This is a genomic window from Dysgonomonas sp. 521 (genome assembly GCF_010501055.1).
Lineage (GTDB): Bacteria > Bacteroidota > Bacteroidia > Bacteroidales > Dysgonomonadaceae > Dysgonomonas.
Genome location: NZ_QVMO01000018.1, coordinates 18,353 through 32,169, shown reverse-complemented (window position 1 = coordinate 32,169; position 13,817 = coordinate 18,353). Strand labels below are relative to the sequence as shown.

Below are 13,817 nucleotides of genomic sequence, written 5' to 3'. Positions count from 1 at the left end.
AGGGATTTGACTATTAGTATTATTTGTGAGGGTTGTCTTATGTATATGAGTCAACCCTTATTTCATTAAAATACCTTACAGTAATAATTTCCTGTTTATTGCTTTGATAAATAGGTGATTATATGAGAATACGTTCCCGCTTAACGCTGTGAGGTTTTATTATTAGAAAACAATTGGGTAAATACCCGAAAATATAACACAGAAAAAAGGTTATCATGAATGTAATGATAACCTTTTTTATTGAAAAATTAAATCCTTACTTCAGGTAAGTATCGAACCAACGGAAAAACTCTCTTTGGAACAATACTCCGTTTTGCGGCTGGGCTATCCAATGATTTTCATTCGGATAAATAAGCATACGTGCCGGAATACCTTTCAGTTTGGCAGCATTGAATGCCATCATTCCCTGCGATGCAAGAATACGGTAATCCAGTTCGCCATGCGTAATCATGATAGGGGTATCCCATTTATCAATAAATTTGTGGGGCGAATTGGCGTAAGAACGCTGAGCGATAGAGTTGCTTCTATCCCAGAACGAACCACCCAGATCCCAATTGGCAAACCACATTTCTTCTGTTTCCAGATATTGAGCTTCCAGATTGAAGATACCTGCATGGGCAAGGAATGCTTTGAAACGTTTGTTGTGGTTCCCTGCCAGCCAATACACAGAGAAACCTCCATAACTTGCTCCTGTGCAACCAAGTTTATCTGCGTTCACATAAGGTTCTTTAGCAACCTCGTCTATTGCCGACAGGTAGTCCTTCATATTTTGGCCACCATAATCTTTACTGATCTGTTCGAGCCACTCCTGACCGAATCCCGGCAATCCGCGGCGGTTGGGCGCTACAATGATATACCCGTTAGCCGCCATCATTTGCAAGTTCCAGCGATACGACCAAAACTGGCTCACTGTACTTTGAGGGCCTCCCTGACAGTAGAGCAGGGCAGGATATTTCTTATTCGGGTCGAAGTTTGGCGGATATACTACCCATGTAAGCATTTTTTTGTTATCGGTAGTCGTTATCCAGCGCTCTTCCACCTTACCCATTGTCAGTTGGCTGAGTATGTCCTTGTTTTCGAAACTCAGTTCAGAAGCTTCGCCTGTAGCTATATTTACCGAGTATATTTCGTTTGGTTTAGATAGCGAATGGCGCAGCGCTATCAATTTATCTCCTGCAATACTGAATGATTCATAGTCATGTTCGCCTTTGGTTATCTGTTTTATTTCCTTTGTGTGTATATATGCTTGGAAAAGCTGGGTTTTAGCTTCTACGCAAGATACAAAGTAAATGCTTTGGTTATCGTCGCTCCATGCCAGATAGTCCGTATTATAATCGAACGCTTCGGTTACATATATTTTGTCCTTTGTAGCCAGATTCATAACAAACATCCTGTTCTTATCCGACTCATATCCATCACGTTCCATGCTTTGCCATGCGATATATTTGCCATCGGGAGAAAATACAGGATTAATATCGTAGCCCATCATTCCTTCTGTCAGGTTTGTAGTCTGTTTGCTGTCTATGTCGTACAGGTAGATGTCCGAATTGGTAGACAACGCGTATTCCAAGCCTATCTTCTTGCGGCATGTGTAGGCAATTGTTTTGCTGTCGGGGCTCCATGCCAGTTGTTCTGTACCACCAAACGGCAACATCGGGCATTCGTATGGTTCATCTCCCAGAATGTCGACACCGTCAGACATTTTATCTCCATCAAAATCGGCTACAAATGTATGTGGTATTTCTTCTACCCATTCCGACCAGTGCTTATACATCAGGTCGTCTATTATGCGTCCCGATGCCTTTGGCAGGTCTTTGTAGCGGTCGGATGTACGTTCTCCGAACTTAATATTCTTGATGTACATTATTCTTTTACCATCAGGAGAGTATGAGAATCCGTTTACATCCCCTTCTATTTTGCTGATTTGCTTGCGTTCGGTTCCGTCCGGATTCATTTCCCATATCTGGGAAGAACCGCTTTCGCTGCTAAGGAAAGCAATTTTAGCTCCGCCTTTTACCCATACGGCATTGCTTTCACTTTTAGGGGTTTGGGTTATCTGTGTCTTGTCCGAACCATCTGCATTCATCGTAAACAGCTCTCTGTTAGTCTTGTTCTGTTCTATGCTGACATAAGTCACACCATACAGTATTTTAGACTTGTCAGGAGAGAGTTGCACATCTGTCACACGTCCAAAACTGTGCAATATTTCGGGAGTCATTATCCCGTTTTCAACCTTGACAGACGCTTTGCCTATAATAGGAGCGTCCTGCTCTGTGTCAGCCTTTTTATCTGTCTGATTACAAGCCATCAATGTTGCACCTAAAAAGAATGCCATAATTGATTTATATTTCATATGTTTAATTATTTTTATGCCTGCAAAGGTAGTGATTTTTTAGAAATGCGGTATTATTCAGGAGATTGAACTATTGAAATTTAGCGATAGGTAATGATTTAGAAACTACTTAACCGCCTTACCTCGCTTCATTTTTCACCACTTCAAATAACTCTTTTACAAAGGTAGACAATATATCTTAAACCTCAAATAGGCAGAATATTTTCATTTGATTCTGACCGATTTGAATTCCACTGTTGGCACAGTTATTTTATTTTCAACATCGTTTCTTCTTTCCCATTCCTCATTATTGATGGCATCCTAATCGACTGTTTTCTGTTCGATTGGCAAAGGTATCCCAGAGATGCGATACGTCAAATTCGGAGCCCTAAAGGGTTTTGCCCGAAATCTTCCTCTTTCCGCAAGCGGCGAGCGTATTTAGTGCAAAAAATTTGTCTTCATCACCTCTCTGACCTTTTGCCGCCAATACGAAACAAAAACAGCCGATCTGACGGATGCCGCATGAAAAAAAAAGTCATGGAAAAGAGAAACGATAGAACGAAACAAAAGAACAACCTCACCTCTGGAATTAACATAAAATTGGTGCTTAGGTTAGTATGTACGGTAGTATGTATCTGGTTACTGACAAAAGTTAGTGCTGCTGCATGGTCATTCGTTACTATGGCAGTTGTGTATCTGTTTGTCCGCTTACTGATTAAGTGCGTATTCCGTCTGATAGGCATTCTTATATCGGTTTTCCTTTTCCTGCTTATCGCTTCATTAATCGTAGTATTCATATTCTAAAACTTACCATCATGAACAAAGTATTTTTATTAGGTGCAAACCGTGAAATCAACAGAGATAAACAAGTAGTTGAAGTAAACCAAGTTATCCAAATGGAAGGATACCATTACGACCGATATGTAGTGTATGAAATCCGTAAGAACAATTGGGGATTGGCATACAAGCTGATTAACCTACGGACGAAGGAGTTTTTTACGACAGATATTATCCGACCGCTTAAAGAGAAGTATGGTATCGGCTACTATTACGATAGCGAGAACCCTCAACTTATGGACAGCACAGAAGTGGCTAAATTTTTACAAGAGGCAAAAGACCAAAAGCAAGCGGAGGAATACGAAGCAGAGCAGGAACGCATCCGCACGGAAGAAGTCCGGGTTATTGGGCGCAAACGTTTAGCTGAGATACTTCCCGATGAAGCAAAGGCAATGATTGTCGGACGGTTGAAACAAAACGAGTCCGACTCGCAAACCGATTACTACGCTTCTTCGGTACAACGGACTGTGATATTAGGTTTTTCCAAACATACACGGGATTTGTTTTCTGAGATGCGCAAGTATGCAGGGAACTTTGAAGGAACTGCCTATCTATCCGAATACAACGAGGACTATGAACACCGTGAGAAGTACAGTATGGGCGATGGGTATTACTTGGGAGAGAGCAAGTACAGCGGTTGGATAATCGAGAAAGTAAGCCTATACAATCGGGAACGGTTTATAGAGGATTACGCCTATACAGCAGGACAAGAGGAAAACATCTGCATCAAGGCACTGCAAACAACACCTCCTGCCGTAGTACAACAAACGGACGGTCTGCAATTTGAAATCGTGGATTATTCGGAGAAAGCATTAGCTTTATTTGGAGATACACGACCGATTAAAGACCAACTCAAAGCATTGGGAGGGCGTTTTAATCCAAAATTATCTCACAATGGGACCAAGAGAGCAGGGTGGATTTTTGCCATCGCTAAGAGAACGGAATTGAACAACTTATTAAACCTAAAATAGATAAAGCCATGAAAGGAACTGATATTTTCGAGAGAACGATACATACCTATTTAGTACAACGTGCTGCAAGTGATGAACTATTTGCCGAGAAGTATGCAAACCCGCAGAAAAGCATTGACGATTGTGTTACTTACATTTTAAACACAGTACAGAAAAGCGGTTGCAATGGTTTTGCCGATGATGAAATTTACTCTATGGCAGTACACTACTATGATGAAGATAATATCGAAGTAGGAAAGCCGATGAACGCCCATGTAGTAGTAAACCATGTAGTGGAATTGACCGAAGAGGAAAAAGAACAGGCACGTAAAGATGCCATACAAAAAGTACAAGATGAAGCATACAGGAAAATGACACACCCAGTCAAGAAAACGAAGAGAGTAGTAGTAAATCCCCAACCATCTTTATTTGATTTTTAAGTTATGAAACCGAAGAATAAATATCAGAAGCGAGTTTTTGAACTAAGTAAAAAACTATCTCCCCTTACCAAAGCACAGGTAAAATGGGGATATAAGAACTGTATCGACCATATCGGACGGAGAACGAAGAAAGGCATTATCTCTTGTTTGGAGTGCGGTCATACATGGACGGATAAGACAACCGAAACACATTGTACCTGCCCGAGTTGCAATACAAGGCTGATTATCAACGATACAACGAAACGGGTATTTGATGATTACCAATACTTCTGCATGGTTACCAAATCCGAAGAATTTCAGATACTCCGTTTCTTCTATATCGACTACAAAGCCAAAGTAGGAGAAAAAGCCAGGTATTTTCATTCGGAAGTAATACAACTCTGGATTGATGCTAACGGCAAGCATACAACCATTGCCAAGCTACGACCGATATTCTGCTTTACCGATACATGGAACTTTTGTAGTAATCTTGAAATACGTCCGAACAAGAACTTTTACAATGCGCTCCCAACCGCCACTTATCCGCGTATGAAGTTAATCCCCGAAATCAAACGGAGCGGATTTACAGGCAACTTTCATAAACTTACACCGTTCGACCTATTCCGCTATATCGTAACCGAAAACAAAGCAGAAACCCTATTGAAAGCGAAGCAAACAACACTATTACAGTTCTTCGCTTACCATACCTCACGGAGTATTGCTGATTATTGGTCATCTATCCGTATCTGCATCCGAAACGGTTACAACATTGATGATGTTGCCATGTGGTGCGACTACATTGATTTACTCCGCTTCTTTGGTAAAGACCTGCATAATGCACATTACGTTTGCCCCAAAGAGTTAAAAGGCGAACACGACAAATATGTACAGAAGAAACGAGCGCATATTGAGCGGAAACGCAAGGAAGAAGCCAAACAACAAGCCCTAAAAGACGAAGCCTCATTCCAAGAACTGAAATCCAAATTCTTTGGCATTCAATTTACGGACGGAGTAATCCAAGTTCGGGTACTTGAAAGCGTAACAGAAATTATGCATGAAGGCGATGCGATGCACCATTGTGTATTTACCAACGATTATCATCTAAGACCCGATAGTCTTATCCTTTCTGCTTGTATTGACGGGAAACGGCTTGAAACCGTTGAAATCTCCCTTTCCAAATTGCAGGTAGTTCAATCAAGGGGTGTATGCAATAAGAACTCAGAACACCACGATAGGATTATCAAACTTGTAAATAAGAATATATCACTCATTAATAAAAGAATAGCAGTATGAAAACAACAGAAGTAAACGAGAATTTAATCGGCAAGTATTGCCACATTTTGGGCGACTTAGAAAATGGCTTTTTTAACGGAAAGCCGTATATCTGCCACGAAAGTATCACACGAGTTATCACTCGCATAACTGATACCCATGTCATTTGCGAATGTGGCAGGAAATTCTTGAAAAACGAAAACTTAGAGATTGTTGAACGATAGTAACCATAGGGCGGAGCAATCCGCCCACAACATCCAAAGCAATGAAATTGAAAATAAATAAAGCAAACACAACCTGCACAATCAGCGGACTGACCCCTATCGAAGTAGATGTAATGTTGGCAGTTGTTGATACCGCCAACAGACGATGTTTTCGGGAGCAGGAAAATAGTGGAGAATGGTATAGCAACGATGATTTTATATTACTCCTTACCAATGAACAACGCAAAGCGTTGGCAAAGATAGGCGAAGAAATACAGCGGATTTATAACAGCTAATAAGTAATATCATGGCACAGGAAAAAATGGACGATTGGATGCAGTATGCGAAAGACCTTGCAAAAGCGGAACGAGAACTGGGTATTGAACATTGGGTATATATCACTTTTGAAATTCGCCACGAGGACAGAAGCCGGGAAGTCTTGCACAAAATAGACATCCCCCGTGATATGTTAGACCGTTGGCGGTGGCTTATCGAATGGCGTAAGGCAAAGTTAGTGTGCAAATATCCGAGAAAAAGAGTTCAGGTATATCATTGCTATTACGACAAGCGTACAGGTTTACAGACTGGTTTTGATTTTTTGTTAGGTAAAGTAGCATCGGCAAAAGCACAGATTACCAAAGTCGAAAGAGCCATTGCCCGATATATTGACTACAAAAAACACAATGACTTGTTTTTCAACATTGATACGGACGAACAGCTATTGAAGGTTTACGGCAAATTAGAACAGAAGAAAACGAATTATCAAAAAATGTATGCGATGTTACAAGAAGAAGTTAAGAAGCATAAGGAGAACAGCGATAGATACAAACTATTTATCGGCTTCAATAAATTAGGCGAATTCGGCACAATCAGTGAAGCCAAGAAACACGCCAACGATAGCGGATTATCGGGTGTATTTAACCTGATTGGCGACAAGTATCAAGACAGTTGGTATGTCTCCGAAATAAAGTAACAAAAGGGCGGTTTTTTCCGCCCGACTTCTTTTTACAGTGAGCCTGAGCGGTCAAAAAAGAAGCAAAAAACCAAAAGAAAAAACGATAGTTTTTCTCATACTTTTCCTAAAATAAAGCTTATCACCTGATGTGATATACATTCAGTTTCTACTCCTTTACCCTTTAATCATAGTAAGCAACATCTTAAACTGTTTGCTTGCATACAAAGCATGAGGAATACCCGCAGGCATAATTACAGACTGACCAGTAACCAGCACTAACGGTTTGCCTGCTATTGAAATTTCAGCTTCCCCATCTAAAATTTCTACCATAGCATCAAACGGTGCAGTATGTTCGCTTAATCCCTGTCCTTTATCGAACGAAAAGAGGGTTATGTTTCCCGCATCATTTTTCAATACCTGTTTACTGATAACACCACCGGTTGAGTATTCAACCATTTCTGCCATATTCAGGATGGCTCCTTTTTCAAATAACTCAGTCATAACCTATTGCCGTTTTATTCCCATGCGCCGGAGCAGGCACATTTGGGCATTTCTTTTTTTAATATCTGTGTAATGTAAAATTCGGCGAATTTATTTTTAATCTCAAACCTCGTTCGGAGAAACTGGTCTTTGATAAATTCCGGTGTACCTTCCGCTTTCGACGGATCACGAAAGCCAAAGTGCAAGCGTCGTTCCACCTTTCCAATAAAAACAGGACAGGTTTCATTGGCTTCATCACAAACGGTTATTACATAATCCCACGCTTGATTGATATACTCCCTGACATCATGCGGAGTATGGTTACTTATATCCACTCCGGCTTCAGCCATTACTTCGACAGCCATCGGGTTTACTTCCTTTGCAGGTTCTGTTCCCGCTGAATAAACTTCAATCCCTTTATCAAACGATTGTAGGAAACCGTGAGCCATTTGGCTGCGACAGCTATTTCCTGTACATAAAATCAATATTTTCATTGTGTTGTATTATTAAAAGAATGTTCCATAAACCAGACCGGAGATTGTCGCCATGATAATGACCAGTGTTACATAGACAACCGTCTTTTGCGTACCCATAACACCTCGTATAACGAGCATATTCGGTAAGGAAAGCGAAGGGCCTGCAAGAAGCAAAGCTAATGCAGGGCCTTTTCCCATACCGGAAGCAAGCAATCCTTGAATAATCGGTACTTCGGTCAATGTGGCAAAGTACATGAACGCTCCTGTAAAACTGGCAAAGAAGTTCGACAATAGGGAGTTTCCACCTACCGCCCATTCAATCCATTCATTGGGTATCACACCCGCAATCGCAGTATCATCGTGCGTAGAGCCGAGCAGGAAGCCTGCTGTAACCACTCCGATAGCGAGCAACGGCATTATCTGTTTGGCAAATCCCCAGGCAGAAAGTGTCCATTCTTTGTTTTCGGCATCCCGTTTATCCAACAAGGTAACAAGGGATAGGGCTGCAATGCCGACAATCATCGGAACAAGTGGAACCAGTTTTGGGTTCGGCACAAATTGATATGCCAGTACTGCTGAACTTGCAGTGGCGATAACTCCGGCTATAACCCATTGCCATTTAATTTTCAATATAGCTATCAGGGAATAAGCAAGCAGAAGGGAAAGTGCGCCTGTTATATACCATTTATAAGTAAAGATATAGAACCATATACTTGAAGTATCATCCACAGCAGGAGCACCCCAATTAGCAAAGACAAGGATAAATACCAACGTAAAGAAATGGAACATCGTCTTTGACATCGGGCGTTTAGCCGGAGGAACAGTAATGTTCATCTGTTCTTCTTTTTTCGCTTTTTCCTCTTTGCGATAGATAAACGACATCACCAGTCCGATAATAACCGAAAATGTAACTGCCCCAATCATACGGGCGACACCCATTTCCACTCCAAGAATACGCCATGTGAGAATAATAGACAGTATGCTGATTGCCGGTCCTGAATACAGGAATGCAATAGCAGGCCCTAATCCGGCTCCACGTTTATAGATACTGGTAAACAACGGCAGAATAGTGCAGGAGCATACCGCCAGAATAGCACCCGAAACAGCAGCAACTGTGTAGGATAGCCATTTTTTAGCATTTGCTCCGAAATACTTCAATGCCGCACCCTGACTGATAAAAACAGCTATCACCCCTGCAATGAAGAAAGCAGGCAGAAGGCACATGACAACGTGTTCCTGTGCGTACCATTTCGATAAGTCGAGTGTCGCATCAATCGCTGTCATAAACCGTTCGCTGCCTAAAGGCAGGAAAAATACTCCGGCGAAAATGACAACCATCCAAAGCAGGATTTTCAACTCTTTCTTAGTTTCCATATTTGGCTTTGTTATACTCCCAATAACTGGCGGATTTCGCTTTCAGAAGGGACATGACCTTTGATTTTTACTTCACCGTCCACAACTATACCCGGCAAAGACATCACGTTGTATTTCATAATTTCCATAATATCTTCCTGTTTGGACAGTTTTACATCTAATCCATTCTCTTCAATTACTTTCTTTACTGTTTCGTAGGTTGTTTTACATTTGGCACAACCTGTACCCAATACTATGATTTCCATATTTGTAATTATTAAATTCCTGTTATTATATAATAGATGCCGACCACAATAAATATCGCTGCCACAATCCATTTGAACCATTTTTGAAAAACACTCATTTTGTTATAGAATTTTCCCACGTTACTTACGCTATAGGCCAAAAGCCATGCGATGATGATGACAGGCAGTCCTGTGGCAATAGCGAATACAGGCGGAAGCAATAACCCTGACGGGCTGGCAATCGTCATCGGTATCAATCCGCCGAAATACAAAACACCGCTGTATGGGCAGAAAGCAAGAGCAAAGAGTAATCCAAGCAAGAAAGCATCAAGGTAGGTTTTCTTTCCTTTTTTGTTTTCTATCTTTGAGGTTAGCTTGCTCATTCCCGGAAGCTTTACTTTGATAATATCCAACATAAATATCCCAATAATAACCAATGCTATTCCCAGCCACATCCCGCCTACGTTTTGCAGTAATTTGGCTACCTGAAACTGGCTTGCTCCGAAATAGAAAATCAGTCCAAGCACTGTGTAAGTGAACATTCTGCCAAGCGTATAGAACACGCCGTTAAACATCACTCTGTGCTTATCGCCGATGTCTTTGCTTAGATAAGCCGTGGCAGTGATATTGGTAGCCAGCGGGCAAGGACTGATGGCTGTCATTAACCCCAAGAGGAATGCTGTCAGTAATGGGAAGTTAGACCCATCGACCAGATTCTGCAAAAACTCCATCATAACCTTTTATTGACTTCGGCTTTGATAAGGTCGGTGAGACTTTCAGGAGTATTGATGGCAGTAGCAAATGCTTTGTCGGTAATATCTATGGAATTGTCCCCTTTAGCAATGATAAGAGCATTCCACGTTACTTCGTATTTTTCTACAAGCGAAGCATTTTTCTCCTCATCGGTTTTTACTTCAATGAATTCCACATGGGGATTGTCCGCGTAAAGTTCTTTTATGGTCTTTTCTGTTACATTACCCACTGCAATACAAGTTTTACAACGCTGTTTGCCGTGGAAATAGTAAACGTTCACAGTAGAAGCATCCGCTACTTGCTCTTTAGCTTCCGTCCTGGTAGCTTGTGCGTTGTTTTTTTGTGTTTTGCCACCGCAGGCAACTAACAATACGGCAAAAAGCCCGATTAAAATACTCTTTTTCATTTGACTGTCATTTTATTAGTTTGTACTATGTTTATTATAATATTTCTTTCTAAACCAAAAAGCTAAATTTACCAATAGGATCAATACCGGAACTTCGACCAATGGTCCGACTACTCCGGCAAAGGCTTGTCCGCTATGTAATCCGAATACACCGATTGCCACTGCAATAGCCAGTTCAAAATTGTTTCCGGTGGCAGTGAAAGCAATGGAAGCATTTTTGTCGTATGAAGCCCCCACAAGCTTACCAGCGAAGAAGCTAAGCAGGAACATTACGACAAAATAAATAAGTAGCGGTATGGCTATGCGAACTACATCCATTGGTATTTGCACAATCAGTTCACCTTTCAGGCTGAACATAAGGACGATTGTAAATAACAGTGCGATTAAGGTTATCGGAGATATTTTCGGGATAAACTTTTCCTTATACCATTGTTCACCTTTCCATTTCACTAATATAAGTCGGCTCAATATTCCCATTAAGAAAGGAATACCTAAGTAGATAGTAACCGTTTCAGCTATCGTGCCAATGGAAATATCAACGATAGCCCCTTCAAACCCGAAAAGGGGAGGAAGTTTAGTGACAAACAACCAAGCGTAGAAACTGTAAAAGAATACCTGAAAAATACTATTCAAGGCAACTAACCCTGCACCGTATTCCGTATTCCCTTCCGCCAAATCATTCCACACAAGAACCATCGCTATACAGCGGGCTAATCCTATCAAGATAACTCCAACCATATATTCGGGGTAATCATGTAAAAACACGATAGCGAGTATAAACATCAGGATTGGCCCGATAATCCAATTCAGGATTAACGAGACTGATAATATTTTTACGTTCTTGAAAACCTTTGGTAATTGCTTGTAATCGACTTTTGCCAATGGCGGATACATCATTAAGATAAGCCCGATAGCAAGTGGAATATTTGTAGTTCCTTTAGACATGGAATCAATGGTTGAACTAACAGAGGGGGAAAAGTAACCTAAAGCTACACCGATACCCATTGCCAGAAAAATCCACAGTGTAAGATTCTTATCTAAAAAACTCATTTTATTTTTTTTCATCGCCTTTTAATTTAATTATTGAGATTAAGCAACCAATGACCAACATCCCGCCATTGATCGAACTTCCAGCCGATTTCTTTCATATGAGAAGCCTGTTTGAATCCGAATTTCTCATGTAATTTCACGCTACCTTCATTCGGAATACAAATTCCGGCAATTAGCAAATGAGTATTTTCTTTGTCTAAGTTTTGGAATAAATGATTATATAGTACTGTACCGAATCCTTTTCCGGTTTGCTCTTTATCTAAATAAATTGTAACCTCTTTCGTAGATGAATAAGCGCATCTGCCGTTCCATCTATGGATATAATAGTATCCTACTATATTGCCTTCTATTTCTCCCACATAATAAGAAAATCCCGAATCAATTATCTCACTGATACGCCCTTTCATTTCTACTTCTGAAACAGGGGCAGTTTCAAATGTTACAGCTGTATTCTCTATGTAATAGTTATATATTTCACAAATCCTATGGGTATCGTCCAATGTTACTCTTCTTATATTCATATATAATTATTCAATTCGCTTTTGTACGCACAATTCGCAAACAGACGAACGTGTTGGGTAAATTTTTTATCGGGTCTTGCAACTATCTTCATTCTTAACCGCCACAAAAAGTGTAGCAAACATACTTTTTGCTTTCTCCCAATTTTCATCATTGATACAGTATTTCACTGTTGGGAGAGTTATAGTCCCTTGTATCAAGCCTGCATCTTTTAGTTCGTTAAGGTGTTGCGACAACGTACTTTTGGCAATAGGTAGTATTTCCGACATATCGCCATGATAACAACATGACTGGTTGGCAAGCATTTGAAGGATAGCGATACGGATAGGATGCCCCAATGCTTTTGCAAAACGAGCAATTTGCTCTTGTTCTTTTGTAAGTTCTTGCTTTGACATATTCTTTATTTCAGTTCGCAAATATACGAATAGTTTTTTTTATTCGCAAGATTGCGAATGATATTTTTGCTATTATGAAGTTTTCATGAGTTGAATTATAAATGTAGGTCATACAAAACGGAGATATGCTGCTAATTAGTTATTCGGGAAAGAAATAGTATCTTTACACAAAGTTTATCTCATAAAACTATGGCTGAAGTATTTTACGATATAACCCATCTGACCACTGATGAACTTCGGGAGCTGTTTGCTTCTTACCGCAAACTTGGTTGGATAGATTTTGAATATGAAGTATTAGGTGAGAATAACCCTCCGGTACAGAAGCTTTCGGATGCCGAGATTATTTTGAATATTGAAGCTGATAAAGAAGGGAACTATATCGTCTTTATGCTCAACCACGAAGACGAGGAAGACGGTGTGATGATTGGTTTCCGGCTAAGTTATCATGAAAATCTATTCGCTTACCTGCATCTTCCGCCTAAATATCTGAAAGAACTTATCGACAAATATGCTCTGGTAAGTAAGGCTACGAACGTAGAAAACTTGACTGTCGAGCAGTTCCTGATAAAGCAAGCGAAAGATATTCCATTGAACTAATTTCATTCTCAAATAGATTAATTTGCATACAATTATGTGTACCATAACTATTATTACAATAATCATTAGTGCCATTGCTCTTATTTTATCGGGTATAAACACTTATAGGCAATTCTTTTATCGAAAAAAATTGGTATTCTTGACTCCTGCCGAGTCAAAGTCTTCTGATCATGAAATAAGATTAATTGTTGTATATACAAATGCAGGAAATCAACCAATGAATATAATTAATACCAGTATTAGGCTAAATGGTGAATTTGGATATTTTGATAAAGCAAATCATTCTGCATCCAAAGATTCAATAAATCCTATATTTATAAAAGGATACGAATGTAAAGCAATAGAAATTTCATATAATCTACCTAATGATGTTGACTACAAGAAAAATAGCCAAATAGAGATTGAATTACTTGTCTCCTTTACGAATAAAAAAGGAGAATTATGTCAGGAACGTTTTATAATTGGGTTTTTACAAACTAATAAACACATGACGAGACCTTTTATATACAATGAAGGATTTAAGATAAAAGAAGGTATAAAAATAAAAGGATCAATATCTGTTTGATAACATAATA

19 protein-coding genes are annotated in these 13,817 nt (G+C 39.9%); 9 read left to right on the top strand and 10 right to left on the bottom strand.

Annotated elements, in window-relative coordinates; genetic code table 11:
• Positions 1-256: 256 nt before the first annotated feature.
• Positions 257-2,353 (bottom strand): S9 family peptidase, encoded by a 2,097-nt coding sequence (locus D0T84_RS07550; RefSeq protein ID WP_163307276.1) that lies wholly within the window; start codon positions 2,351-2,353, stop codon positions 257-259.
• Positions 2,354-2,869: 516 nt separating this feature from the next.
• On the opposite strand from D0T84_RS07550, the gene D0T84_RS07545 reads away from it, so the two are divergent.
• Genes D0T84_RS07545 through D0T84_RS07515 form a run of 7 tightly spaced genes read left to right on the top strand, consistent with a single transcriptional unit; the run spans position 2,870 to position 6,986 of the window.
• The gene (locus tag D0T84_RS07545; RefSeq protein WP_163307275.1) at positions 2,870-3,136 is read left to right on the top strand and encodes a hypothetical protein; all 267 of its coding nucleotides are present in this window, start codon (positions 2,870-2,872) and stop codon (positions 3,134-3,136) included.
• An 11-nt stretch (positions 3,137-3,147) separates the two neighbouring features.
• Positions 3,148-4,140, top strand: a complete 993-nt coding sequence (locus D0T84_RS07540; protein ID WP_163307274.1) for a fusion protein — start codon at positions 3,148-3,150, stop codon at positions 4,138-4,140.
• An 8-nt stretch (positions 4,141-4,148) separates the two neighbouring features.
• Entirely contained in the window at positions 4,149-4,559 is a 411-nt protein-coding gene (locus D0T84_RS07535) for a PcfK-like family protein (RefSeq protein ID WP_163307273.1), read from the top strand.
• Positions 4,560-4,562: 3 nt separating this feature from the next.
• On the top strand, positions 4,563-5,831 hold the full coding sequence (locus D0T84_RS07530; RefSeq protein WP_163307272.1) for a PcfJ domain-containing protein: 1,269 nt from the start codon (positions 4,563-4,565) through the stop codon (positions 5,829-5,831).
• Positions 5,828-6,034 (top strand): hypothetical protein, encoded by a 207-nt coding sequence (locus tag D0T84_RS07525; RefSeq protein ID WP_163307271.1) that lies wholly within the window; start codon positions 5,828-5,830, stop codon positions 6,032-6,034. Before D0T84_RS07530 ends, D0T84_RS07525 begins: the two co-directional genes overlap by 4 nt.
• Before the next feature lie 41 nt (positions 6,035-6,075).
• Positions 6,076-6,309 (top strand): hypothetical protein, encoded by a 234-nt coding sequence (locus D0T84_RS07520; protein ID WP_163307270.1) that lies wholly within the window; start codon positions 6,076-6,078, stop codon positions 6,307-6,309.
• A gap of 11 nt (positions 6,310-6,320) precedes the next feature.
• Positions 6,321-6,986 carry a hypothetical protein gene (locus D0T84_RS07515; RefSeq protein ID WP_163307269.1) on the top strand — a complete coding sequence of 222 codons (666 nt, stop codon included), beginning with the start codon at positions 6,321-6,323 and terminating at the stop codon, positions 6,984-6,986.
• Positions 6,987-7,142: 156 nt separating this feature from the next.
• On the opposite strand, the gene D0T84_RS07510 is transcribed toward D0T84_RS07515, so the two are convergent.
• From D0T84_RS07510 to D0T84_RS07470, 9 genes are all read right to left on the bottom strand, one after another.
• Positions 7,143-7,469, bottom strand: coding sequence for a cupin domain-containing protein (locus tag D0T84_RS07510; protein WP_163307268.1), 327 nt, complete (start codon positions 7,467-7,469; stop codon positions 7,143-7,145).
• Positions 7,470-7,483: 14 nt separating this feature from the next.
• Positions 7,484-7,942 (bottom strand): arsenate reductase ArsC, encoded by a 459-nt coding sequence (locus D0T84_RS07505; protein ID WP_163307267.1) that lies wholly within the window; start codon positions 7,940-7,942, stop codon positions 7,484-7,486.
• Positions 7,943-7,954: 12 nt separating this feature from the next.
• The gene (locus D0T84_RS07500) at positions 7,955-9,298 is read right to left on the bottom strand and encodes a permease (protein ID WP_163307266.1); all 1,344 of its coding nucleotides are present in this window, start codon (positions 9,296-9,298) and stop codon (positions 7,955-7,957) included.
• Positions 9,299-9,309: 11 nt separating this feature from the next.
• Positions 9,310-9,543: a thioredoxin family protein gene (locus D0T84_RS07495; protein WP_163307265.1), complete on the bottom strand. Its 234-nt coding sequence runs from the start codon at positions 9,541-9,543 to the stop codon at positions 9,310-9,312.
• Between the two features lie 11 nt (positions 9,544-9,554).
• On the bottom strand, positions 9,555-10,253 hold the full coding sequence (locus tag D0T84_RS07490; protein ID WP_163307289.1) for an aromatic aminobenezylarsenical efflux permease ArsG family transporter: 699 nt from the start codon (positions 10,251-10,253) through the stop codon (positions 9,555-9,557).
• Positions 10,253-10,681: a nitrophenyl compound nitroreductase subunit ArsF family protein gene (locus tag D0T84_RS07485; protein WP_163307264.1), complete on the bottom strand. Its 429-nt coding sequence runs from the start codon at positions 10,679-10,681 to the stop codon at positions 10,253-10,255. Before D0T84_RS07485 ends, D0T84_RS07490 begins: the two co-directional genes overlap by 1 nt.
• Before the next feature lie 15 nt (positions 10,682-10,696).
• Positions 10,697-11,746 (bottom strand): ACR3 family arsenite efflux transporter, encoded by a 1,050-nt coding sequence (arsB, locus tag D0T84_RS07480; RefSeq protein WP_163307263.1) that lies wholly within the window; start codon positions 11,744-11,746, stop codon positions 10,697-10,699.
• An 11-nt stretch (positions 11,747-11,757) separates the two neighbouring features.
• The gene (locus tag D0T84_RS07475; protein WP_163307262.1) at positions 11,758-12,252 is read right to left on the bottom strand and encodes a GNAT family N-acetyltransferase; all 495 of its coding nucleotides are present in this window, start codon (positions 12,250-12,252) and stop codon (positions 11,758-11,760) included.
• A gap of 66 nt (positions 12,253-12,318) precedes the next feature.
• Positions 12,319-12,645: a helix-turn-helix transcriptional regulator gene (locus D0T84_RS07470; RefSeq protein ID WP_163307261.1), complete on the bottom strand. Its 327-nt coding sequence runs from the start codon at positions 12,643-12,645 to the stop codon at positions 12,319-12,321.
• Between the two features lie 189 nt (positions 12,646-12,834).
• Between D0T84_RS07470 and D0T84_RS07465 the strand changes: the two genes are divergently transcribed.
• Positions 12,835-13,242: a hypothetical protein gene (locus tag D0T84_RS07465; RefSeq protein WP_163307260.1), complete on the top strand. Its 408-nt coding sequence runs from the start codon at positions 12,835-12,837 to the stop codon at positions 13,240-13,242.
• A 34-nt stretch (positions 13,243-13,276) separates the two neighbouring features.
• Positions 13,277-13,807 carry a hypothetical protein gene (locus tag D0T84_RS07460; protein WP_163307259.1) on the top strand — a complete coding sequence of 177 codons (531 nt, stop codon included), beginning with the start codon at positions 13,277-13,279 and terminating at the stop codon, positions 13,805-13,807.
• Positions 13,808-13,817: the final 10 nt, after the last annotated feature.